This is a genomic window from Ruegeria sp. AF7, assembly GCF_056541885.1.
The window spans coordinates 23511-46210 of record NZ_JBQFYX010000012.1; the positions used below are offsets into that span (position 1 = coordinate 23511).

Annotated in this window: 26 protein-coding genes; 18 read left to right on the plus strand and 8 right to left on the minus strand. The window is 59.8% G+C overall.

The genetic code is table 11. The features are described from left to right. Positions 1–153 precede the first annotated feature (153 nt). Complete coding sequence (gene dprA, locus ACR0AP_RS15965; RefSeq protein ID WP_480507761.1) at positions 154–1281, minus strand: DNA-processing protein DprA; 1128 nt, start codon at positions 1279–1281, stop codon at positions 154–156. A 239-nt stretch (positions 1282–1520) separates the two neighbouring features. Continuing rightward, a complete protein-coding gene (gene tldD, locus ACR0AP_RS15970; protein WP_480507763.1) occupies positions 1521–2942 on the minus strand; it encodes a metalloprotease TldD in 1422 nt (473 codons plus the stop codon). A gap of 176 nt (positions 2943–3118) precedes the next feature. Between tldD and coxB the strand changes: the two genes are divergently transcribed. The 11 genes from coxB to ACR0AP_RS16025 all read left to right on the plus strand — a co-directional run bounded on the left by coxB (position 3119) and on the right by ACR0AP_RS16025 (position 13078). Then, entirely contained in the window at positions 3119–4030 is a 912-nt protein-coding gene (gene coxB / locus ACR0AP_RS15975) for a cytochrome c oxidase subunit II (protein ID WP_209505589.1), read from the plus strand. An 88-nt stretch (positions 4031–4118) separates the two neighbouring features. Next, positions 4119–5069: a heme o synthase gene (cyoE, locus tag ACR0AP_RS15980; protein ID WP_209505591.1), complete on the plus strand. Its 951-nt coding sequence runs from the start codon at positions 4119–4121 to the stop codon at positions 5067–5069. Beyond that, on the plus strand, positions 5066–5227 hold the full coding sequence (locus tag ACR0AP_RS15985) for a hypothetical protein (RefSeq protein ID WP_209505601.1): 162 nt from the start codon (positions 5066–5068) through the stop codon (positions 5225–5227). Before cyoE ends, ACR0AP_RS15985 begins: the two co-directional genes overlap by 4 nt. Next, positions 5227–5802 carry a cytochrome c oxidase assembly protein gene (locus ACR0AP_RS15990; protein WP_480507766.1) on the plus strand — a complete coding sequence of 192 codons (576 nt, stop codon included), beginning with the start codon at positions 5227–5229 and terminating at the stop codon, positions 5800–5802. The genes ACR0AP_RS15985 and ACR0AP_RS15990 overlap by 1 nt, the downstream gene beginning before the upstream one ends. A 22-nt stretch (positions 5803–5824) precedes the next feature. Then, a complete protein-coding gene (locus ACR0AP_RS15995) occupies positions 5825–6640 on the plus strand; it encodes a cytochrome c oxidase subunit 3 (RefSeq protein WP_209505605.1) in 816 nt (271 codons plus the stop codon). A gap of 156 nt (positions 6641–6796) precedes the next feature. Further along, positions 6797–7474, plus strand: a complete 678-nt coding sequence (locus ACR0AP_RS16000; RefSeq protein WP_480507846.1) for an SURF1 family protein — start codon at positions 6797–6799, stop codon at positions 7472–7474. Next, positions 7471–8859 carry a threonine synthase gene (thrC, locus tag ACR0AP_RS16005; RefSeq protein WP_480507768.1) on the plus strand — a complete coding sequence of 463 codons (1389 nt, stop codon included), beginning with the start codon at positions 7471–7473 and terminating at the stop codon, positions 8857–8859. Before ACR0AP_RS16000 ends, thrC begins: the two co-directional genes overlap by 4 nt. Beyond that, positions 8856–10118, plus strand: coding sequence for a M16 family metallopeptidase (locus tag ACR0AP_RS16010; protein WP_480507770.1), 1263 nt, complete (start codon positions 8856–8858; stop codon positions 10116–10118). The genes thrC and ACR0AP_RS16010 overlap by 4 nt, the downstream gene beginning before the upstream one ends. Next, on the plus strand, positions 10118–10702 hold the full coding sequence (locus ACR0AP_RS16015; RefSeq protein ID WP_480507772.1) for a GNAT family N-acetyltransferase: 585 nt from the start codon (positions 10118–10120) through the stop codon (positions 10700–10702). Before ACR0AP_RS16010 ends, ACR0AP_RS16015 begins: the two co-directional genes overlap by 1 nt. Before the next feature lie 103 nt (positions 10703–10805). Continuing rightward, a complete protein-coding gene (locus tag ACR0AP_RS16020) occupies positions 10806–11624 on the plus strand; it encodes an MBL fold metallo-hydrolase (protein ID WP_209505616.1) in 819 nt (272 codons plus the stop codon). Positions 11625–11662: 38 nt separating this feature from the next. Then, the gene (locus tag ACR0AP_RS16025) at positions 11663–13078 is read left to right on the plus strand and encodes an FAD-binding oxidoreductase (protein WP_480507774.1); all 1416 of its coding nucleotides are present in this window, start codon (positions 11663–11665) and stop codon (positions 13076–13078) included. Between the two features lie 42 nt (positions 13079–13120). Here the strand turns inward: ACR0AP_RS16025 and ACR0AP_RS16030 are convergent, their stop codons facing one another. Next, positions 13121–13660 carry an adenine phosphoribosyltransferase gene (locus ACR0AP_RS16030; protein ID WP_209505620.1) on the minus strand — a complete coding sequence of 180 codons (540 nt, stop codon included), beginning with the start codon at positions 13658–13660 and terminating at the stop codon, positions 13121–13123. 325 nt (positions 13661–13985) lie between these two features. On the opposite strand from ACR0AP_RS16030, the gene ACR0AP_RS16035 reads away from it, so the two are divergent. Continuing rightward, positions 13986–14159 carry a hypothetical protein gene (locus ACR0AP_RS16035; RefSeq protein ID WP_209505622.1) on the plus strand — a complete coding sequence of 58 codons (174 nt, stop codon included), beginning with the start codon at positions 13986–13988 and terminating at the stop codon, positions 14157–14159. An 8-nt stretch (positions 14160–14167) separates the two neighbouring features. Here the strand turns inward: ACR0AP_RS16035 and ACR0AP_RS16040 are convergent, their stop codons facing one another. The 3 genes from ACR0AP_RS16040 to ACR0AP_RS16050 all read right to left on the minus strand — a co-directional run bounded on the left by ACR0AP_RS16040 (position 14168) and on the right by ACR0AP_RS16050 (position 16611). Next, positions 14168–14797, minus strand: coding sequence for a LysE family translocator (locus tag ACR0AP_RS16040; RefSeq protein ID WP_267363067.1), 630 nt, complete (start codon positions 14795–14797; stop codon positions 14168–14170). Between the two features lie 314 nt (positions 14798–15111). Continuing rightward, positions 15112–15984: an S-methyl-5'-thioadenosine phosphorylase gene (locus tag ACR0AP_RS16045; RefSeq protein WP_480507776.1), complete on the minus strand. Its 873-nt coding sequence runs from the start codon at positions 15982–15984 to the stop codon at positions 15112–15114. 66 nt (positions 15985–16050) lie between these two features. Continuing rightward, complete coding sequence (locus tag ACR0AP_RS16050) at positions 16051–16611, minus strand: invasion associated locus B family protein (RefSeq protein WP_480507778.1); 561 nt, start codon at positions 16609–16611, stop codon at positions 16051–16053. A 165-nt stretch (positions 16612–16776) separates the two neighbouring features. Between ACR0AP_RS16050 and ACR0AP_RS16055 the strand changes: the two genes are divergently transcribed. After that, positions 16777–18411 carry a SulP family inorganic anion transporter gene (locus tag ACR0AP_RS16055; RefSeq protein ID WP_480507780.1) on the plus strand — a complete coding sequence of 545 codons (1635 nt, stop codon included), beginning with the start codon at positions 16777–16779 and terminating at the stop codon, positions 18409–18411. A gap of 135 nt (positions 18412–18546) precedes the next feature. Here ACR0AP_RS16055 and ACR0AP_RS16060 read toward each other — a convergent pair whose 3' ends face one another. Beyond that, positions 18547–19152, minus strand: a complete 606-nt coding sequence (locus ACR0AP_RS16060) for a flavin reductase family protein (protein WP_480507848.1) — start codon at positions 19150–19152, stop codon at positions 18547–18549. A 72-nt stretch (positions 19153–19224) separates the two neighbouring features. On the opposite strand from ACR0AP_RS16060, the gene ACR0AP_RS16065 reads away from it, so the two are divergent. The 5 genes from ACR0AP_RS16065 (at position 19225) to ACR0AP_RS16085 (ending at position 22286) form a co-directional block, all read left to right on the plus strand. Continuing rightward, the gene (locus ACR0AP_RS16065) at positions 19225–19719 is read left to right on the plus strand and encodes a GNAT family N-acetyltransferase (RefSeq protein WP_267363076.1); all 495 of its coding nucleotides are present in this window, start codon (positions 19225–19227) and stop codon (positions 19717–19719) included. A 52-nt stretch (positions 19720–19771) separates the two neighbouring features. Further along, positions 19772–20515 (plus strand): EcsC family protein, encoded by a 744-nt coding sequence (locus ACR0AP_RS16070; protein WP_209505635.1) that lies wholly within the window; start codon positions 19772–19774, stop codon positions 20513–20515. A gap of 139 nt (positions 20516–20654) precedes the next feature. Then, positions 20655–21116: an NUDIX hydrolase gene (locus ACR0AP_RS16075; protein WP_480507783.1), complete on the plus strand. Its 462-nt coding sequence runs from the start codon at positions 20655–20657 to the stop codon at positions 21114–21116. A gap of 72 nt (positions 21117–21188) precedes the next feature. After that, positions 21189–21644, plus strand: coding sequence for a DUF1178 family protein (locus ACR0AP_RS16080; protein WP_480507785.1), 456 nt, complete (start codon positions 21189–21191; stop codon positions 21642–21644). A 3-nt stretch (positions 21645–21647) separates the two neighbouring features. Further along, positions 21648–22286: an SDR family oxidoreductase gene (locus ACR0AP_RS16085; protein WP_480507787.1), complete on the plus strand. Its 639-nt coding sequence runs from the start codon at positions 21648–21650 to the stop codon at positions 22284–22286. On the opposite strand, the gene ACR0AP_RS16090 is transcribed toward ACR0AP_RS16085, so the two are convergent. After that, positions 22280–22636, minus strand: coding sequence for a hypothetical protein (locus tag ACR0AP_RS16090; protein ID WP_480484393.1), 357 nt, complete (start codon positions 22634–22636; stop codon positions 22280–22282). The two genes, ACR0AP_RS16085 and ACR0AP_RS16090, sit on opposite strands and share 7 nt — an antisense overlap. Positions 22637–22700 lie beyond the last annotated feature (64 nt).

A 22700-nucleotide genomic window follows, 5' to 3' on the forward strand; every position in this document is an offset into this window, starting at 1 on the left:
TGGCGCCTTCTATGGTGGTGCAAAATGTGTGGGGCAAGCGGGGATTGTCAATGCGTTCCTTTGGCAGACGGAAAAGCGACGTGATTTCAGCGTGATACCCGCACCTGATCGCAGGCAGAGCGTTCGATTGGGCAATCTTGTTTTCCGTCCAAATCAGCCTGCCAGAGACAACAGCCCGCCCGGCTGCCGCTGGATTCGTCCGTCCAGTTCAAGGTCGACCAGCGCTGGCCCCAGATCCCCGGCCGAGGCCGCAATATCGCGCAGCAACTGGTCTTCGGCGATAGGGGAAGGTCCCAACCGCTCAAGGATTTGCGCCTGCAAGTCCAGTACGGCAGGCCGTGGCTGCATGGCGGGCGGCAGCTCGGGTTTTGCAAAGATCAGATCGCCTTGCTGCGGCAGGGCTTCGACAACGTCGTCTGCCGAACGGACCAGCGTCGCACCGTCCCGAATCAAAAGGTTGCACCCGGCAGCGCGGGCGTCAAACGGGTGGCCGGGCACGGCCAGAACCTCGCGCCCCTGATCCAGGGCGTCACGCGCCGTGATCAGGCTGCCGGATTTCGCGGCGGCCTCAACCACCACGACAGCTTGGGCCAGGCCCGAGATGATCCGGTTGCGGCGTGGAAAATGCCTTGCCTGAGGTGTCACGCCCATTGGCTGTTCCGACAGCCGCAGTCCCTTGGTCGCGATTTTATGCGCCAGTTCCGTGTTCTCGGCCGGGTAAATGACATCGACACCGCCCGCCATGACGGCAACAGTGCCGGTGTCCAGCGACGCCATATGCGCTGCCGTATCAATGCCGCGCGCCAGACCCGAGACAATCACATGTCCCTTTTCACCCAAGGCGCGCGCCAGACCACGCGCCATCCGTGCGCCCAGCGAGGAACAGTTGCGCGCGCCCACCATCGCAATCGCCGGTTTCTGCAACAGCGACACATCCCCGATGGCCCAAAGCAAGGGCGGGGCATCGGATAGGTCGTTCAATGCGTTGGGGAAATCTGCGGACCCAAGGCACAAAAGCCGCGCTTTGGCGGCTTCTGCGGCCCTGAGTTCCGCCTCGATCACGCCGGGGGGACAGGTTTCATACCCATCTATTCCGGCGGCGCGCGCCATTTCAGGCAGCGCGGCCAGCGCGTTCTGCGCCGAGCCATGTTCACGCAGCAGCCGACGAAACGTCGCCGGGCCGACCTTGCGCGAGCGCAACAGGCGAAGCCACGAAAACCGGTCCTCTTCCGTGGTGGGTGGGAGTGGGGGGTGATTGGAAGAAAGCTGCTCTTCGGTCATCCGTTGCTCCGCCTGATTGCAGAACTGGTTTACGGGACAGGGGGTTAACAGCCTCTGAATCGCAGATAATTAGCAGCGATTTATCTGTATTTCTCGAAGAATACACCGATCAAGTGTCTGAAAATAAATAAAAGAATATTTTCCAACCGGCGCTCAAATCAATGGCGTCGGTTGGAGTGCTATCGAATCAAAGTGGCGCATGGTTAACCCTGCGCCTGCCTTTGCGCTTCTCTTCCGCCTCAGGCTGCCGACCCGCCGACAGTCAGCCCGTCCATCAGCACTGTCGGTTGGCCCACACCCACGGGCACCCATTGACCGTCCTTGCCGCAGGTGCCCATACCCGGATCCAAAGCCATATCATTGCCAAGGCCGCGGATACGTTTCAACGCCGAAGGCCCGTCGCCGATCAGCGTGGCCCCTTTGACAGGCGCTCCGATCTTGCCGTTTTCGACCCGATACGCCTCGGTACACGAGAAAACGAACTTGCCGTTGGTGATGTCGACCTGGCCGCCTCCGAATCCAACCGCCCAGATGCCGTCTTTAATATCTGCCACCAATGCTGCCGGATCAGCTTCGCCTCCCAACATGATCGTATTTGTCATGCGGGGCATTGGCTTGTGCGCATAGCTTTGCCGCCGCCCGTTGCCCGTGGGCGCAACGCCCATCAGCCGGGCGTTTTGTCGATCCTGCATATAGCCGGTCAGGATGCCATCCTCGATCAGCACGGTGCGTGAGCTGGGCGTGCCCTCATCATCCACAGTGATCGAGCCGCGACGGTCGGCAATCGTGCCGTCATCCACCACGGTCACGCCCTTGGATGCAATCTGTTGCCCCATCAGCCCGGCGAAGGCCGAGCTTCCCTTGCGGTTGAAATCGCCCTCAAGCCCATGACCGATGGCTTCGTGCAGCAAAATACCGGGCCAGCCGGGGCCAAGTGCAACCTCCATCACGCCGGCAGGGGCGGGAACCGCGTCCAGATTGACCAACGCGATGCGCAGGGCTTCGCGCGCCTTGGCCTGCCAGTCGGCCGGGTCGATCAGCCCGCTTAGGCCAACCCGCCCGCCGCCACCGGCCGATCCGCTTTCGCGCCGCCCGTCCTGTTCAACAATGACCGAGACATTCACGCGCGTCATGGGACGCACGTCACGCACCATCACACCATCGGGTCGCAGAATTTCCACCTCCTGCACGGCGGCTGCGATCATTGCGCTAACCTGAACCACCCGCGGATCCAGGTCGCGGGCAAAGGCGTCAATCTCCCGCAGGGTTTCGATTTTCACCGGGAAGGCGGCAGATTCGATTGGGTCTTCGTCCGTGTAAAGGCGCGTATTCGTGGGCCGGGGGGCTTCGGCGAGCGTTCCGCCTCCATCGCCAACCGCCAGTCGCGCGGTCTCGGCAGCACGTTTCAGCGCGGCAATCGATACATCAGTCGAATGCGCGTACCCGGCCACTTCGCCCTGAACGGCGCGCAGGCCAAACCCCTCGGATGCGTCATAAGACGCGGTGCGCAGACGCCCGTCGTCAAACACCAGAGATTCGGATTTCCGACGCTCGACAAACAGCTCTCCATCCTCGGCCCCGTCCGTTGCCGAACGCAATATGGCCAGTGCTTCATCTTGCGGCAGGGCGCTCTCAAAGGGGCGAAACGGGGCTTCAGGCATGGGTTGCGACCTTTCGGGTTTGATCCAGATCAAAAATAGCGTCTGTTTGACGCAAGCATTTTGCTTTATCTACCCGCCGGAATATGGTTTTTAACGCGGCCAAAGACAACGGGAGAGGTGCGACCGATTCACACCTTTCCGTCAGGGACGCAAAGATCAAACGATCAGGACAGAACATGAAGAATGCTTTGATGCTTTCAGGGTTTATGACAGCCCTCTCCAGCCTACCCGCCATGGCTCAGGAGCTTGAGATTATCGGCAAGCCGGTAGACGGCGGCATGGGCTTCCAGCCCGCGGCCACCAGCCTTGCCACAGGAATCCAGAAGCTGGACGGCATGATTCTCGTGATCATCACCGCAGTCTGTCTGCTGGTTGCAGCTCTGCTGGTCTATTGCATCGTGCGCTACAATCAGCGCGCAAACCCGACCCCGGCGCGTTTCTCGCACTATACCCCTGTTGAAATCGCCTGGACCTTGGGTCCGATCTTGATTCTGGTGTTTATTGGCGCGTTCTCGCTGCCGGTTCTTTTCAAACAGCAGGAAATCCCGGAAGGTGACATCACCATCAAAGTCGTCGGCAACCAGTGGTACTGGACCTACGAGTATGTTGATCACGATTTCGCATTCGACAGCTATCTGCTGGGCCACCCGGCGACCCTGGACGAGGGCGCACGCCCTGCGGACGCGGACGTGACGCCGTTTGTTCTGGATGACGCAATGCGCGCCAAGCTGATCGATGCAGGCTACAGCGATGATGAATGGCTGTTGGCCACCGACACCGCTGTTGTCGTTCCGGTCGGCAAGGTCATCGTGATGCAGGTGACTGCATCCGACGTGATTCACTCGTGGACCATCCCGGCCTTTGGCGTAAAGCAGGACGGTGTGCCCGGACGTCTGGCCGAACTGTGGTTCCAGGCCGACAAGGAAGGCATCTATTTTGGTCAGTGTTCGGAGCTGTGTGGCAAGGACCACGCCTATATGCCGATTACCGTCAAGGTCGTAAGCCAGGAAGTCTATGACGAATGGCTGCAAGGTGCGATCGAAGAATATGCGGGCCTGCCGCAAAGCTATCAGGTCGCCTCGAACTGAGTACGATAGGGGCGGGTTCAACCCCGCCTGACACAAATTTCAGGCTGCGCGGGCGATCCGCGCAGTTTTCGCCCCAAAAGGACCGGAAATGACTGACGCAAGCATCAATGCCAGCACTGCGACCGCCCGGGCGGACGAGGCCGGCTTTGGCGATTACTTCGCCCTGCTGAAGCCGCGCGTGATGTCGTTGGTTGTGTTCACGGCATTGGTCGGCCTGTTGGCGGCCCCTGTTCCTGTCCATCCCTTCGTCGGATTCTGCGCCATCCTGTTCATCGCCATCGGAGGCGGAGCATCAGGTGCGCTGAACATGTGGTGGGACGCGGATATCGACCGTGTCATGAAACGCACCAAATCCCGCCCGATCCCTTCGGGCAAGGTCGAGGAAGGCGAGGCGCTGGCAGTTGGTCTGGCTCTGTCGGGCCTGTCGGTGATCATGCTGGGCCTTGCGACCAACTGGTTTGCAGGCGCGTTTCTGGCCTTCACCATCTTCTTCTACGTTGTCGTCTACACGATGTGGCTGAAGCGTTCGACGCCGCAGAACATCGTGATCGGTGGCGCAGCGGGTGCGTTCCCTCCGGTGATCGGCTGGGTGGCCGCCACAGGATCGATGTCGGTCGAGCCCTGGCTGATGTTTGCACTGACCTTCATGTGGACGCCGCCGCATTTCTGGGCGCTGGCCCTGTTCATGCGCTCGGACTATGACGACGCAGGCGTGCCGATGCTGACCGTCACCCACGGTCGCCGGGCGACACGTGTCCATATCCTAGTCTATACAGCACTGCTGGCCCTGCTGGCCGTCGGAACTGCATTTTCGGGCATTGGCGGCCCGATCTATCTGACCGTTGCACTGGTACTGAACATCCTGTTCCTGCGGGGCGCGTGGAAAATCTCACGCCGGACCGAAGACGATTCCGAGGCAGATAATTTCAAGGTCGAACGCGGTTTCTTCAAGCTGTCGCTGCTGTATCTGTTCCTGCATTTCGGTGCCGTTCTGGCCGAAGCCCTACTGAAACCCTATGGTCTGGGGGGATGGTCATGAGCCTGCGCAAAGGTCACGAGCTGCATCAGCGCCGGTTCAGCCGCAATCTGGGTGTCGGCCTGACGCTGGCTGCCTTTATAGTGATCATCTTCGGCCTGACCATCGTCAAGGTCTCGGGCACTGATTTCAACAGGGCGACGCAAGAGGTTCAGAACTGATGGCGTTGTCCGGTCCTCAGAAAACGGTTTTCCAGACCGTTGGCGTGGTTGTCCTGATGGGCAGTCTGGCCTGGGCGTCGGTGCCGTTCTACAACTGGTTCTGCCGGGTGACCGGATTTGGCGGCACCACCGGTGTTGCCGAAACCGCCCCCGATACCATTCTGGATCGCACCGTTACCATCCGCTTTGACGCGTCCAAGGCCAAGGACATGCAATGGGAGTTCAAGCCGGTCGTGCGCGAGATGGATGTGCGCATCGGCGAAACAGGTCTCGCGTTTTACGAGGCCTATAACCCGACAGACCGCCCCATTGCCGGGCAGGCGTCTTACAACGTGGCGCCCTATTCTGCGGGTGGGTATTTCCAGAAGATTGCCTGTTTCTGCTTTGAAGAGCAGGTGCTGCAACCCGGCGAGCGCGTTGAGATGCCGGTGACTTTCTTCGTCGACCCGGAAATGGTCGAGGATCTTGAAGCCAAGTATGTTCATACGATCACGCTGTCGTATACATTCTACGAAATTGACCTGCCCGAGGGCTATGCCGCCCTCGATGCGCAGGCAGATACAAACACGAACTAACGCCTGTAGGTGAGGGACGCTGATGGCACACGCTAAAAACCACGATTATCACATTCTGGCCCCGTCGATCTGGCCTCTGATCGGCGCCGTCGGCGGCTTTGTCATGCTGTTCGGAGCCGTTCTCTGGATGCAAGGCATCACGCCCTTCATGTTCTGGGCCGGTCTGGCAGCTGTGCTTTACACGATGTTCGCCTGGTGGTCGGATGTGGTTGCGGAAAGCCGTCAGGGTGATCACACGCCTGTTGTCCGCATCGGTCTGCGCTACGGCTTCATCCTGTTCGTCATGTCCGAGGTGATGTTCTTCTTCGCCTGGTTCTGGTCGTTCTTCAAACATCGCATGTACCCGATGTACGACTATGCCGGCACCGAGTACATTCAGCCGGATATTCATGCGGTTGACCCGTTCCACCTGCCGCTGATCAACACTCTGGTCCTGTTGCTGTCAGGCTGTGCGATCACCTGGGCGCACCATGCACTGGTGCATGACAATGACCGCAAGGCGCTGATCAATGGTCTGGCCATTGGTATCGTTCTGGGCATCGCCTTTACCTTCCTGCAGGGCTATGAATACGCTGAACTTCTCAAGCATGAAGGCTGGGAATTTGGCGGCGACCAGTTCTATTCCAACTTCTTCATGGCGACCGGGTTCCACGGTGCGCACGTGATCATTGGGACGATCTTCCTGACCGTCTGCTTGATCCGCGCGCTCAAGGGGGACTTCACACCCGAGAAACATGTTGGTTTTGAGGCTGCCGCTTGGTACTGGCACTTCGTCGACGTTGTTTGGCTGTTCCTGTTCTTTGCCGTTTACATCTGGGGTCAGGCCCCGCTGATGTAACGCCGGTCCGGCTGATCAATTGCAAAAGCCGCCCCAATGGGCGGCTTTTTCTCTATGCGGGGCGCAAGATTGCGCCCCATACAATTGCGTGGTTGCAATTCAGCCCGCGTGCCCCTTAACAAGACGCCGGTTCCTGCAAAGAAGTTTGGTCCTGACATGCGCCGTTTCCTGTTCCTGCTGATCTTCGGCCTCGCCGGTTTGGGCGTGCTGCTGTCGCTGGGCATCTGGCAGGTGCAGCGTCTGGCGTGGAAGCAGGACGTGCTGGCCGAGATCGAAGATCGGATCTCGGCTGCGCCGGTTTCCCTGCCGCTGCAGGTTTCGGCGGATCAGGACAAATACCTGCCGGTAACAGTGTCGGGCGAGATGGAGCCTGCGGAAGTCCACGTTCTTGTTTCGCTCAAACAGGTCGGTGCGGGGTATCGCATCATTCAGCCGTTCAATACCGGGGGCCGGACCATTCTGATTGACCGGGGGTTCATCCCGACCACGGCCAAACAGGCCGGGCGACGCAACGGTCCGATGGAGATCACCGGCAATCTGCATTGGCCAGATGAAATCGACAGTTACACGCCCGCACCTGATCTTGACGCCAACATCTGGTTCGCCCGCGATGTGCCCGCGCTTGTGGGTGCACTGGGCGCGGAACCGGTTCTGCTGATCGCCCGTTCGCAAACCGATCCGAATGTGACGCCGCTGCCGGTGGACACGGCGGGCATACCAAACGATCACCTGCAATATGCTATCACCTGGTTTGGTCTGGCTCTGGTCTGGGCCGCGATGACCGGATACTTCCTGTGGCGCAGCCGTGCCAATTCTGAGAGTGACGCGACATGAAATACATCTCGACCCGCGGGCAGGCGCCCGAACTGACGTTTGAAGAGGCGATGTTGACCGGGCTTGCCCGCGATGGTGGCCTGTATCTGCCCGCCGAAATCCCGGTGATGTCGCAGGACGAGATCGCGGCGCTGGCCGGATTGCCCTACGAAGAAATCGCATTCCGTGTGATGTGGCCCTATGTCAGCGGCTCATTCGCCGCGGATGAGTTCAAGGCGATCATCGCCCGCGCTTACGAAGGTTTCGGCCACGATGCTCGCGCGCCATTGAAGCAGCTGAACGAGAACCACTTCCTGCTGGAACTGTTCCACGGCCCCACGCTGGCCTTCAAGGACTTTGCCATGCAGCTGATCGGTCAGTTGTTCCAGGTGGCGCTGAAACGCCGTGGCGACCGTGTGACTATCGTCGGCGCGACCAGCGGGGATACCGGTTCAGCCGCGATCGAGGCGTTCCGCGGGCTGGACGCTGTGGATGTGTTCATCCTTTTCCCGCATGGCCGCGTGTCCGAAGTGCAGCGCCGCCAGATGACCACGCCTGCGGACAGCAACGTGCATGCTTTGGCCGTTGATGGTGATTTTGACGATTGTCAGGCTGCGCTGAAAGACATGTTCAACGATTTCGACTTCCGCGACGGCGTGAAACTGGCGGGTGTGAACTCGATCAACTTTGCCCGCGTCTTGGCGCAGATTGTTTATTACTTCTCGGCTGCCGTCAGCCTTGGTGCGCCGCACCGCAAGGTCAGCTTCACGGTGCCAACCGGCAACTTTGGCGACATCTTCGCTGGCTATCTGGCCAAGCGTATGGGGCTGCCGATTGACCGCCTTGTGGTGGCGACCAACCAGAACGACATTCTGCATCGCTGCCTCTCGGGCGAGGGGTATTTCAAGGGCGAAACCATCCCCTCGATCAGCCCGTCGATGGACATTCAGGTCAGCTCGAATTTCGAACGCGCGCTCTATTATGCCTATGGCGAAGATGGCGGGGCCATCGCACAATTGATGGACGAGCTGAAACAGAGTGGCTTCAATATAAGTCAGGGGGCGATGGAAGCGCTGCGTGAGAATTTCGATTCGGGCCGGGTGTCCGAAGAGGAAACGCTGGCCACGATCAAATCCACGCTGGTGCACAGCGCAGAACTGGTCTGCCCGCACACCGCCGTGGGCATCAAGGTCGCAGAAGAGCACCGCGCGGCCGACGTGCCAATGATCACGCTGGCCACTGCGCACCCGGCGAAATTCCCGGCCGCGGTCGAGAAGGCGAGTGGCGAACATCCGCCTCTTCCCTCCCGCATGTCTGATCTGTATGAACGTCCGGAACGGGTGACCCGCATCGCCAATGATCTGGGTGCCCTCGAGGATCATATTAAAAGGCACATCGCTGAGTGACTGTCAGACAAGACCAACTGAAGAACGGGTTTCGTATCGTCAGTGAACATATGCCGGGGCTGCAATCTGCGGCCATCGGCATCTGGGTAACCGCCGGTGGGCGGCATGAGCGGATCGAACAGAACGGTATTGCGCATTTCCTTGAACATATGGCGTTCAAGGGAACCGAGCGCCGTTCGGCCTTGCAAATTGCCGAGGCGATCGAGGATGTGGGCGGCTATATCAACGCCTATACCTCGCGCGAGGTAACGGCCTATTACGCACGCGTCTTGAAGGACGACGTGGCACTGGCGATGGATGTGATCGGTGACATCGTTTTGAACCCGGTGTTTGATCCACGTGAGATCGAGGTCGAGCGAGGCGTGATCCTTCAGGAAATCGGTCAGGCCCATGACACACCCGATGATGTGATCTTTGACTGGCTGCAAGAGCAGAGCTATCACGACCAGCCCCTGGGCCGGACGATCCTGGGCCCGACGGAGCGGGTCAGTGCTTTTTCGCGTGATGACCTGTCGGGCTTTGTGACCGAACATTATGGCCCCGAACAGATGATCCTGTCCGCAGCAGGTGCTGTGGATCACGACATGCTGATGAAACTGGCCGAAGAAATGTTTGGCCATCTGCAATCCCGTAAGGGTCTGATCCCCGAGGTTGCACGCTTTACCGGCGGCGAAGCCCGTCAGGTAAAAGAGCTGGAACAGGCACATTTCGCCCTGGCGCTGGAAAGTCCCGGCTATCGCGACGACGCGATCTATACGGCGCAGATCTATTCGACCGCATTGGGCGGTGGCATGTCCTCGCGCCTGTTTCAGGAAGTGCGTGAAGCACGTGGGCTTTGCTACACGATCTTTGCGCAGACCGGTGCCTATGCCGATACCGGAACAACCACGATCTATGCCGGAACCTCAGCCAATCAGGTGGCCGAACTGGCGACGATCACCATCGATGAGATGAAGCGCGCCGCCGAGGACATGAGCCCCGAAGAGGTCGCCCGAGCCCGTGCCCAGATGAAAGCCGGGATGCTGATGGGGCTGGAAAGCCCGTCGAATCGGGCCGAGCGTCTGGCGCGGCTGGTGCAGATCTGGGGACAGGTGCCGTCACTGGAAGACACGGTCGCCAAGATCGATGCGGTCAGCACCGAGGACGTGCGCGCCTTTGCCGAAACCATGGCCGTTCAGGCCCCGGCGGCGCTGGCGCTTTACGGACCGGTCGCAGACGCACCGACATTGGCGGACTTGCAGGAGAGGCGTGCAGCGTGATGCTGTTGGGCAGACGCAAGCTGAAACTCGAGACCGCGCGGCTCAGCTTGCGTCCGCCTGTACATTCCGATTTCAACGATTGGGCGGCGTTGCGGCGCGCCTCAAAAGGTTACCTGACCCCGTGGGAGCCGATCTGGGCCAAGGATCACCTGAGCCGCAAATCCTTTACCAATCGGGTCTACTGGGCTCAGCGCTCAGTCGCGAGTGGCACAGCAATTCCGCTTTTCCTTTTTCGCCGTGAAGACAATGTGTTGGTCGGGGCGATCACGCTGGACAATATCCGGCGCGGCCCTGCGCAGGCCGGAACCCTGGGTTACTGGACCGGTGAGTCCTTTGCCCGTCAGGGATACATGCGCGAAGCGATTGGCGCGATGGTACATTACGCCTTTACCCGTCTAGATCTGAGCCGGATCGAAGCCGCGTGTCTGCCGGAAAACCGGGCGTCGCGCGGTTTGCTGGAAAGCTCGGGCTTCAAATATGAAGGCGTGGCGCAGTCTTATCTACAGATCAACGGGCGATGGCGGACGCATGTTCTCTATGCCAGCCTGCGGTCCGACCGGCGTGGCAAGACGGACGCGGGCTAGGGGGGCTCTGCCCCCGTCGCGGCAAGCCGCGCCTCCCCCGGGATATTTTTGGCCAGATGAACAAGGGGCATGACTTGGTGGCGATCTGCGCTACACTTCGGGTATGCGCTGGTTGGTTGCAGCATTGATGGTGATTTCGGGCGGGGCCGTGGCGCAGGAGCGGCGGCCGAGCCATTGTATCGCCATCGCCGAGGCGGCGCCGGGGATCGAATATCTGCACAAAGCTGCATGGCAGGACCCGGTGCCGGAGTTTTCGGTGCGCATCAGCTATATCGCGCATGCCGCCTTTATGATCCAGACCCGTGGCGGGTTGAATGTTGTGACAGACTTTACCGGGTTCATCGGCAGTGCCGATCTGATTCCCGACGTGGTGACAATGAACCATGCGCACGACACCCATTGGACGGCACATCCCGACCCGGCGATCCCGCATGTCCTGCCGGGATGGGGAGAGTTCGGACAGGGGATCGAACATCACCTGGATCTGGGCGAGATGCTGATACGCAATGTCCCGACCGATATCCGCTCGGCCTATGGCGGGGTCGAGGAGCGCGGCAATTCTATCTTCGTGTTCGAGGTCGAAGGGCTGTGTATCGGTCATCTGGGACATTTGCATCATGTACCGTCAGACGAACAATTTGCTGCGCTGGGTCGGTTGGATGTGGTCATGGCCGCCGTCGATGGCGGAACAACCATGCCCTTGCCTGACATGATCTCGGTTCTGAAGCGGCTGAAAAGCTCGGTGATCATTCCGATGCACTGGTTCTCGGAGTTTTCGCTGGATCGCTTCCTCGTGGATATCCGGGATGAGTTCCCGGTTGAACGTGACGGCGTGTCCGAGATCACCGTCTCTCTGCGTGACTTGCCGGACCGTCCAACGGTTGTCGTGCTGGAGCCGCGTTATCTGATTGATCTGGAATAAGGCTTGCCGTGGCGGGATCGGTTGGGCATTGAAAGCGTATGAGTCTGAACCCCGCTGATGACCGCATTGCCACGCTGATCCGCTCGAAACTGGGCAATCACGTGCTGCGCCCGGTGACCGACCGGTATCTGGAAGAGCCGCGCGGGCGATATGCCGGACAGGCTGGCCTGCTGGCCTTGCCCCGCACAACCGAGGAGGTCTCGGTACTGGTGCAGGTGGCGTCCGAAATGCGTGTTCCGGTGGTGCCCTATGGCGGCGGAACCGGTCTGGTCGGGGGGCAGGTGATGCCGCATGGGCCAGCGCCCCTTGTGATTTCGCTGGAGCGGATGACGGCCATCCGGTCCGTCTATCCCACCGAAAACGTGCTGATTGCCGAGGCCGGCGCCATCTTGCAGGACGTCCAAGCCGCGGCCGAGGCGCAAGACCGCCTGTTTCCCTTGACGCTGGCGGCGCAGGGATCCTGTCGGATCGGGGGCAACCTGTCCACGAATGCCGGGGGCGTCAATGTCTTGCGCTATGGCAATGCGCGCGACCTGTGCCTTGGGCTCGAGGCCGTTCTGCCCAGCGGTCAAATCTGGCAGGGTCTCAGCCGGTTGCGAAAGGACAACACAGGCTATGACCTGCGCAATCTGCTGATTGGGGCCGAGGGCACGCTAGGGATCATCACCGCAGCTGCGCTTAAGCTGTTTCCCCGGCCTTCCGCGATCGGGACGGCGATGTTTCAGGTGGCGTCACCCGAGGCTGCCATTTCCCTGCTGGCGCTGGCGCGTGATCGCGTGGGCGAGGCTGTCAGCACTTTCGAACTGATCCACCGGCAGGGGTTGGAGTTCCTGTCCGAGGTTCTGCCGGACGTCCGGCAACCGTTTGAAACACCGCCAGAGTGGAGCGTTCTGATCGAATTGGGGCTGGCCACGGGGCAGTCTCCGTCCGACGCGCTGGAGGATATCTTTGTCCACGCGCAAGCGCTTGGGCTGGTGCAGGATGGCGTGATTGCTCAAAGCGAGGCGCAGCGCGGTGAGTTGTGGGCCGTGCGCGAGCGTATCCCCGAGGCCAACCGCCTGATCGGCTCGGTGTCGAGCCATGATATCTCGATCCCGATCTCAGAAATTCCGGAATTTGTGCGCCAAGGGGAAAAGGTGGTTTCCGGTCTCGGGCCGTTCCGGATCAATTGCTTTGGCCATCTTGGGGATGGCAATCTGCATTACAACGTCTTTCCCCCCAAGGGGCAGGGCAGGTCGGATTTTGAGGGTCAGAGCGCTGTGGTCAAGCGGGCCGTGCATGATCTAGTCCACGCCTTTGATGGTTCGGTCAGCGCGGAACACGGCGTGGGCCGCATGAAAACGGACGATCTGGAACGCTATGGCGATCCGGTAAAGCTGGATGCGATGCGGGCCATCAAGGCGGCGCTGGACCCCTATGGCATCATGAATCCCGGCGCGGTGCTGAAGGCGTGAACCCGGCTCTGACTCTTGTTAAGAAATCCGAAGGTTGCCGCGTTAAAGCCCTTCGAATTCGCACAGGACATGCACGTCCATGCCCATATCTTCCAATACTTTGCGCCCGCCGAGGTCAGGCAGGTCGATAATGAACGCGCATGAGACGATCTCTCCGCCCAAACGCTCGATCAGTTTGATGCCCGCCGCCGCAGTGCCGCCTGTGGCCAGAAGGTCGTCAACGACAAGGATTTTTTCGCCTGGCTGGATGGCGTCATCGTGGATCTCGACGATCGCTTCACCATATTCCAGCTTGTAGTCCTGGCTGATCGTTGTGCCGGGCAGCTTGCCTTTCTTGCGGATCGGTACGAAGCCCAGGCTCAGCTGATGCGCAATCGCGCCGCCAAGGATAAAACCCCGCGCCTCGAGGCCGACAACCTTGTCGATGCGTTCCCCGGCATAGGGGTGCAGCATCTGGTCAATGGCCATCCGAAATCCGCGCGGATCGGCAAACAGCGTCGTCACATCGCGAAACAGAATTCCTTCATGCGGAAAGTCGACAATCGTCCGGATGTAGTCTTTGACAGTCTTGTTCCTTGACATGAACCAACCCTTTTCCGCTTCAAATACCAAAACGTGTTTGGCCCAAGAGGGTTAGCCATGCAAGGAACAATTCATTCACGCGATCACCAGCGGCACGAAACCACAGCCTTGGGCAATCCGTAATACCGGTGATATGTGGCAGGTGGCCAAGACAGGTGCGGCTTGTGCATTTGCGTTGATCTCGCAAAAGAAAGACCCCAGACGGTTTGAAGGTTCATTGCCATTTCCGTTCCGATGCTGTTAAGTGCCCGATAACGACAATCACTATGCTACGTATACACAATGCATCGCCTGAATAACCGAGCATTTGGTAGGAGCAACGCGCGTGCCAAAGAAAGACGGCAAGGGATCGACGAAGAAAAACAGTCAGCTGGTTCTGCGTCTGGACAAGGATGAGCGCGACGCGTTTGTCGAGTTGTGCAGGGAGTTGGATACGTCAGCTGCCCGCGAAATCCGCCGGTTTATCCGCGGGTTCATGAAGGAAAACGCCGAAAACTGAAAAAGGGGTCAGGCCGGGCGGCGCAGAACTGCCGTGGCGAAACCCATCCCGATCAGGGTCAGCCCGCCAAACCGCGTCATCCCGGTGATCACGCTGGCGCGGCCAATCAGCCGCCGCAACCGGTCGGCCAGCAACGCGTAAGCCAGCGCATTCAGCCAGGCCAGTCCTACAAAAGTGGCAATCAGGATGGCAAATTGCGGCCCCAGCGGTTCAGCCGGGCGCAGGAACTGCGGCACAAAGGCGATGAAAAAGGCGATGGATTTCGGGTTCAGTGCCGTGACAGCGGCCGCATGTCCAAACACGCTGCGGGGGGTGACATCCCGCCCGGTCGCGACCGTTCCCAACCCACTTGCCGGGGCGCTGCGCAGCAGTTTAATCCCAAGCCAGACCAGATAGGCCGCTCCGACCCATTTGAGGACGGAAAACAAGGTGGCCGAGGCCAGAACAAGCGCGCCCAGTCCCAACAAAGACGCGGTCATTGCCACAAGATCCCCCACAGCGACCCCTGTGGCCGAGGCCACGGCAACGCTGCGCCCCTTGGACAGCGCATAGCTCAGCACCAACAGCACGGTTGGGCCAGGGATCAGCAGCAAGGCGGTGGATGCGGCAACAAAGGCCAGCCAGAGTTCCAGAGACATAAGGGTCTGCTCGCAATACGTTCCTTTGGTACCGCTATAGCCAAACTACCAGTGCTTGACAATTTTCATGGCGACCAGCTTTCGGGCCCTTCAAATCGGTCGGATCAGGCCGAGACTTGCACGAAAACTGATACGAGTGCGATCCGTCACAACCGTCGCATTCTTGCGGCGAGTATCACGGCAGAAAGAACCCGCATCCCCTGTGCCCGGACAGTTTCGGGCGCAAGGGTCGATGCCATGCTTGGACTCTTGCACAACGTGATCCGGAAAACCGATCTGCTGTCGGCTGCAATGCCCGACGCGTCGCGCAGAACCTACAGAATCCGACCCGCCACCGCGTCCAGCTTGGCCAGCAGCGCCGGATCGCGCTTTTCGGGCGCAGTCAGGATGGCATATTCCAGCGCCCGGTCACAGCCATGCGGGCAGGGCGCGCGGTCGGCCCCCAACAGGGCGGGAAGGCCTTTGACCAGTGCACGGCCCTTGTCGGCATTGCCGGTCAGGGTTGCAATGATGGTGGTCACATCCACTTCACCATGATCCGGGTGCCAGCTGTCAAAATCGGTGACCATCGCGATTGAGGCATAACAAAGCTCGGCTTCGCGGGCGAGCTTGGCTTCGGGCATGTTGGTCATGCCGATCACGTCGCAGCCCCATTGCTCGCGATACATCTTCGATTCCGCCAGAGACGAAAACTGCGGCCCTTCCATCGCCAGATAGGTGCCGCCGCGATGGATCGTGATACCGGCAGCCTTGCCTGCGGTCTCACAGGCGTCCGACAGGCGCGGGCAGGTCGGATGCGCAACGCTGACATGGGCGACGCAGCCTGTTCCGAAAAAGCTCTTGTCGCGCGCAAATGTCCGGTCGATGAACTGATCGACGATTACAAAATCGCCCGGTGCCATATGTTCGCGAAACGACCCGCAGGCCGAGACCGAGATCACATCCGTTACACCAATCCGTTTCAGCGCGTCGATATTGGCGCGATAGGGCACATCGGTCGGCGAATGCACATGCCCGCGCCCATGGCGCGGCAGAAAGGCCATGGCTACACCGTCCAGCGACCCGGTCAGGATCTGATCCGACGGTGCCCCCCAAGGGGTATCGACACTGACCCATTCCGCATTTTCCAGCCCATCGATGTCATAGATGCCTGATCCGCCGATAACGGCAATCCTGGTTTGGGTCACTGTCCTGCTCCGCCTGAGATACTGATATTGAATTTGTGCGGGTTCGACCCGAAATTGACAAGAGGTCTATTCCTGTTTCGCCAGCAGGTTACGCTGTTGAGATTGGGTGTTGAAATCCGCCCAGGCGGCTCCAAACTCATCCAGCGGCCACGTCAGGTCCTGCGATTGACCATGCCTGTCACGAAACTCAAAACGATACGCATCCCCGTTCAGCATGGCATCCAGCAGGCCGTCGGCGCGATGATCCTCGAATGTGCAGCTTAACCCTGTCAGGCACCCGGGGCGCCGCGTGCGCCAGATCACATCCTGATCTTTCTCTATGCGGAATCCAGAAGGGCTGAAGAAGGTGCCGGGCTCAATCCCGAACTCGATTTTGAAACCATCTGGTTCAGGTGTGATGAACATGAATTGCGCCGCAAATTTCGGACGCAAGGAAAACACCTCGGCGCGCCTTATGTAGCAGCGCTTCACCAAAGTACCGGCTTCCTCACGCTCGTCACAAATCGAATTCCAGATGCCGAAAATTTCATGGTGCGTGACACGCCAGTTTCCAGCCGTGTCATTCCCTTGCAAGTCCTGTGCAAAGGCGGGCAGGGCCGATAGAAATATAAGGGCAATCCAACGCATGAACTCACATTTGGGTGCTTGATCCGGGTGCCGCAAATCACGTTGCCGAGAGGCGAGTTATGCGCTGTGCGCATGGCTGCATCCCACCTCCTGCGGTGGCTTAACAGCGGCGCGCCCGCTACAACGACCCCTTCGCGCGAACATAATATCCTATAGGACTGTCCAATGCCCCGAGCCTTGCTGGCAAGTTTTGCCAACCGTATCGCCATACCCGATCTGCGCTGGGTGCCGGATGAGGGGCTGACCTTCTCTCGCCTGCGGATCGAGCTGCTGTCCGGCCTGACCGTGGCCCTCGCGCTGGTGCCCGAGGCCGTGGCCTTTGCTTTTGTGGCAGGCGTGCATCCGCTGGTGGGCCTCTATGCCGCGTTCCTTGTGGGGCTCATCACCGCGTTGATCGGCGGGCGACCCGGCATGATCTCGGGAGCGACGGGCGCGCTGGCGGTCGTCATGGTGGCTTTGGTGGCCGAACATGGGGTCGAATACCTGTTCGCGACGGTGGTTCTGATGGGGATCCTCCAGGTTATCGCCGGGGCGATGCACTGGGGCCGCTTCATCCGACTGGTGCCGCACCCGGTGATGCTGGGCTTTGTGAATGGCTTGGCCATCGTGATCTTTCTGGCCCAGATGGGCCAGTTCAAGGTGCCGGGTACCATGGAAAACACCGGTCACGGCATGGGTGGTGGAGAATGGCTCTCGGGTGCGCAGCTATACACCATGCTGGGCCTTGTAGCACTGACAATGGCGGTGATCTGGGTGGTGCCGCGCATCACGCGCATCATTCCTGCGCCTCTGGCCGGTATTCTGGTTGTCGCTGCGCTGGTGATCGGTCTGGGGCTGGATGTCCCGCGCGTCGGTGATCTGGCCTCGATCGAAGGTGGCCTGCCTGCCTTCCACATCCCGATGGTTCCGCTGAACTGGGGCACGCTTGAGATCATCCTGCCCTACGCCGTCATTCTGGCTGCGATTGGCCTGATCGAATCCCTGCTGACCCTGAACCTTGTGGGCGAGATCACCGGCAAGCGCGGCGGGGCTTCTCAGGAATGTATCGCGCAAGGTGCGTCGAATATCGTGACCGGCTTTTTTGGTGGCATGGGTGGCTGCGCGATGATCGGTCAGTCGATGATCAACGTGAAATCCGGTGGCCGGACCCGCATCGCGGGGATCGCTGCGGCGCTGTTTCTGCTGACCTTCATCTTGTTTGCCTCACCGCTGATCGAACAGATCCCGCTGGCCGCGCTGGTTGGGGTGATGTTCATGGTGGTGATCGGCACCTTTGCGTGGAACTCGTTCAAGATCCTGCGCAAGGTTCCACTGACCGACGCTTTTGTCATCGTTCTGGTCACCGTCGTGACAGTGATGGAAGACCTCGCGGTTGCTGTTGTGGTCGGTGTCATCGTGTCGGCTCTGGCCTATGCTTGGAACAACGCCAAGCGCATCCACGCCGTCACCCGTGAGTCCGCGACCGAAAAAGGGGCGAAGGTCTATGAAATCCAGGGGCCGCTGTTCTTTGGGTCATCGGATGGCTTTATCGAACTCTTCGATGTGCCGAATGACCCGGAAACCGTCATCGTCGATTTCGCTGAAAGCCGTGTGGTTGACCAGTCGGCGTTGCAAGCCATCGAAAATATCGCGGCCAAATACGAGGCCGCGGGTAAACGCGTCATGCTGCGCCACCTGAGCCGGGATTGTCACAAGCTGTTGAACAAGGCAGGCCACCTGATGGTCGACAGTGACGATGACCCGGATTACGAACTTGCCGTGGATTACTCGGTCCGTACCGGCATTCTGGGCGGCCACTGATCCTTTTGCGAGGCTCTGCCTCGCGCTCCGGGATATTTGAAGCCAGATGAATGAAGGATCCCTGCTTCATCTGGCCAAAAAATATCCCGGGGGAGCCGCCCGGAACGGGTGGTGGGGGCAGAGCCCCCGACAACCTCAATCATCCGGGCGATTGAGCGAGAACAACTCGGACACGACCGAATAGTCCCGGTACCCAAGCCGCGCCAGAGGTTTGAATGAGGTTACGTCGAACTTGCCCTCTCGGATGTGGTCGTCGAGCAGATGTACGCCTGTTACTTCGCCGAACACGACGCGGTTGGCCGCGCCGGGCAGAGTGACGATCTGGGTCAACTTGCATTCTAGTGCTGCTGGGGCGCCTTGTACGCGGGCGCAGGGTATGGTTTCACATTCGACCGGGGTTAACCCGGCATGGGCAAACTCGTCCACCTCCTTGGGAAGGCTGGCCGAGCTGGCGTTCATCGCATCCTGATGCGCAAGCGCTACAACATTCACGCAGAATACACCTGTCGCCTCGATATTGGCGATACTGTCCTTGCCGCCGATCTGATCGTGTTTCGTGCCGGTTGTGGCAAACATCACCTGCGGCGGTGTGTAAGCAACCCCGTTGAAAAAGGAATAGGGTGCCAGATTGTTGATCCCACCCGCATCACGGGTCGAGATCCAGCCGATCGGGCGTGGCGTGATAATGGCGTTGAACGGGTTGTGCGGCAGGCCGTGGCCGTCTTCGGGGCGGTAGAACATCATATCTCCAAGCGTTTGCCCAAGGCGTAACGAAGTGCTAGGGCGATTTCCAGCAAGGAAAAGAGGGCGGGTGTGCAGCAATTCGGGATCAGGCCAGAAGAGCCGGACGATTGGTGGGAGGTCGAAGCCCTCTATGACCTGTGCTTTGCGCCGGGCCGTGAGGCGTTGTCGTCCTACCGGTTGCGCGATGATGTGCCGCCGGTTTCTGACCTGTCACTGGTCGCGCGCGACGGTCAGGGCATTCTGGCCGGGGCGATCCGCTTCTGGCCGGTCCATGTCGGCGAACACGACGCATTGCTGCTAGGCCCGGTTGCCGTACACCCAACCCACCAGGGCGAGGGTCTGGGCGGGTATCTGATCCATGCCGGTGTCGAAGCCGGGCGTAAGCGCGGGTGGCAGCGGGTCATGCTGGTCGGTGACGAACCCTATTACAGGCGATTTGGTTTTGCGCGGCTGCAAGGTGTCGAGATGCCACCGCCCACCAACCCGGACCGGGTTTTGGGGCTGGAACTGATGCCCGGTGTCTGGTCCGGAGTTCAGGGGGCTGTCACCCGCTGGACCCGCTGACCTATTGAATCGACACGGCTTAACGCCGATGTTGATAGGCAGGAGGACGCACATGCAGAACGTGGTTCTTGTCGAAAACGTGGATGCCGAGGCTGAACTGGATCGTTTGGCGGGTTATTACCGATCTGCCGGAGGGGCCGGTGTCAAATTGCTGAACAAGCTGGGCGGATCAGCCGAGTCCCTGCTCGAGCAACTGCCCGAACCGGTTCGGAACGGCCTGACAGGGGCCACCGAGCAGGCGTTGTGGCTTGCGATGCACGCGGCTCAGGGGTCCCGGCGTGCGATCCCTGATCAGCAGCCCTGGGTCAATACCGCGCTTACCACGGCCATGGGCGCGGCCGGTGGACTGGGCGGTGTTTCGACAGCCCTGATGGAGCTGCCTGCAACAACCGCCATGCTGTTGCGCGCCATTCAGGGGGCCGCTGCACGCGAAGGTTTTGATCCGTCTGCCGAGAACGTAAAGTTCGACTGTGTGCGGGTTTTGTCCGCATCGGGCCCGCTGTCGCATGATGACGGTGCGGATCTTGGCTTTTTCTCGGTGCGCCTGACACTGACCGGACCGGCCATGCAGCGTCTGATTGCTGCCGTGGCACCACGCTTTTCAATCGTGCTGGGGCAAAAACTGGCGGCACAGTCCGTCCCGGTGCTCGGCGCGTTGGCCGGTGGTGGCACGAACTATGTCTATTCGCGCTATTACCAGCAAATTGCGCGCGTGCATTTCGGCCTGCGAAGATTGGCGGTTGATGCCGATATCCCGCATGACGAGCTGGTGAAACAGCTGTCGACCCGCATGTAGCCAACAGATGCACGGAAGCACCAGACTTGGCGGGTGCCACTTCATGTGGTAGTTTGTAAAGCAACTGCCGCTAAATAGGAGCGTCATGCTGCCTATATGGCGGGCAAACCCGTTACGTGAACAAAAGGTGCGTCACGCGATGAATGCAAGGCCGGTGCTGCGTGAATTACCTGAGACTTCGGAACACCCTGTTTTGCGGCAATCCTCTGCCCTGTGTTACCGGATACTGCATGGCCAGCCAGATGTTTTGCTGATTACAACGCGTCAGGCCCAGCGCTGGATTATCCCCAAAGGGTGGCTTATCCCCGGGCTGACCCCATCAGAAACCGCAATGCAGGAAGCCTGGGAAGAAGCAGGTGTGACAGGGCGATGCAGCAAAGCGGGGCTGGGGCAGTTTCTGCACGTCAAGCACCGCCCAAATCAGCCTCCGACCTTGATTCTGGTTGATGTTTTTGCGCTGCATGTACAGACAATGTCGCAGGACTTCCCCGAAAAGCATGAGCGCAGGCGCAAGTGGTTTGCGCCTGAAAACGCGGCCCAAAAGGTCAGATCACCCGAGCTTGCCGAATTGTTGCGCGACTTTAAGACCCATACACATTAAGATAGCACCAGAGAGGCTTGATATTGTCAGTCTGGTCGGTATCTATTCGCCAATCGCAATTTTGGACTGAACATGATTCAATACGCGTTGAAATGCAGTGAAGGCCACACATTCGACAGCTGGTTTCAATCTGCCGAAGCCTTTGACAAGCTGGCTTCTGCAAGGATGGTGACCTGCGCGATCTGCGGATGTGCGCAGGTTGCCAAGGCGATCATGACACCGCGTGTCCGTCCGGCCCGGAACGCAAAGGGAAAAACCGATAGCGCGCCTGTTTCCAACGAACGGATCAACGTTGCCACCCCTTCGCCCGAGATAGAGAAGGTTCTGGCCGAGATGCGCCGCCATGTAGAAAAGAACTCGGACTACGTCGGCAAGGATTTTGCCAGCGAAGCGCGCAAGATGCATCTGGGAGAGGCGCCAGAGCGCTCGATTTACGGTGAAGCCAGACCGGATGAGGCGAAATCGCTGATCGAAGATGGCGTGCCGGTGGCGCCACTGCCGTTTCTGCCCAGCAGAAAGACCAACTGATCCATGCATGTCGTAATCACCGGTGCCAATCGCGGTATCGGTCGCGCCCTTGCCATGCGCTACGGCACCCGCGGTGACGTGGTCACCGGAACTGCACGCGATGGCAGTGCACAGGTGCGTCTAGACGTGTCGGACCCGGCCCAACAGGCGGCAATGGCCGAACAGCTGCAAGACCAGCCCGTTGATCTGCTGATCTGCAATGCCGGGGTCTATCTGGACAAGGGGCACACGCTCAACGACTACCCCGCCGATATGTGGGCGCAAAGCTTTGCCACCAACGTGACCGGCGTTTTCCTGACCGTGCAGGCGTTGTTGCCCAATCTGCGCGCTGCAGGCGGCAAGGTCGCGATCATCTCGTCTCAGATGGCATCCCATACGCGGGCGCCGGGGGGCAGCTATATCTACCGCGCTTCCAAGGCGGCGGCGCTGAATCTGGGGCGAAACCTGGCGACGGATCTGAAAGCCGACGGGATCGCCGTGGGCATCTATCATCCGGGCTGGGTACAAACCGACATGGGCGGTGGCGCTGCTGATATTGATGTCGATCAGGCCGCCTCCGGCCTGATGGAACGCTTTGAGGCCCTGTCGATCAGCTCAACCGGCTGTTTCGAAACCTATGACGGTCAGGCGCACGTTTACTGACGGGTCAGCGCCGCTTTGGGAATCTCATAGACCTCACCGGGTTCAATATAGACCACAAGCAGGTCACCCAGCGTTTCATATGTCATCTTCGAGGTCGAGCTGCTGGACTCAGGCGCACCATCCTTGAAATAGATGTTGCGCACCTTGCCATCACCCAAAGCCACGGCCAGCGTCGTGGTGCCGTCGTCATGGTGGCGCAGCTCTGCATTGCAGCTTTGCATCGGGTCACCGGCATTTGCGGCGCAGGGCACCTTGCCCAGTGCATTCTTTCCGTCCGTGCCTGCCACACTGGCAACCTGCGCCAATGCAGGCGACGACAACAAAGTAACGGCAAGGGCTAGGCGAAACATGGGGAACCTCTTGATTTGGTTGTTACTCGCAGGCTGACACTGCACCTGCGCAATGTAAAGCGGC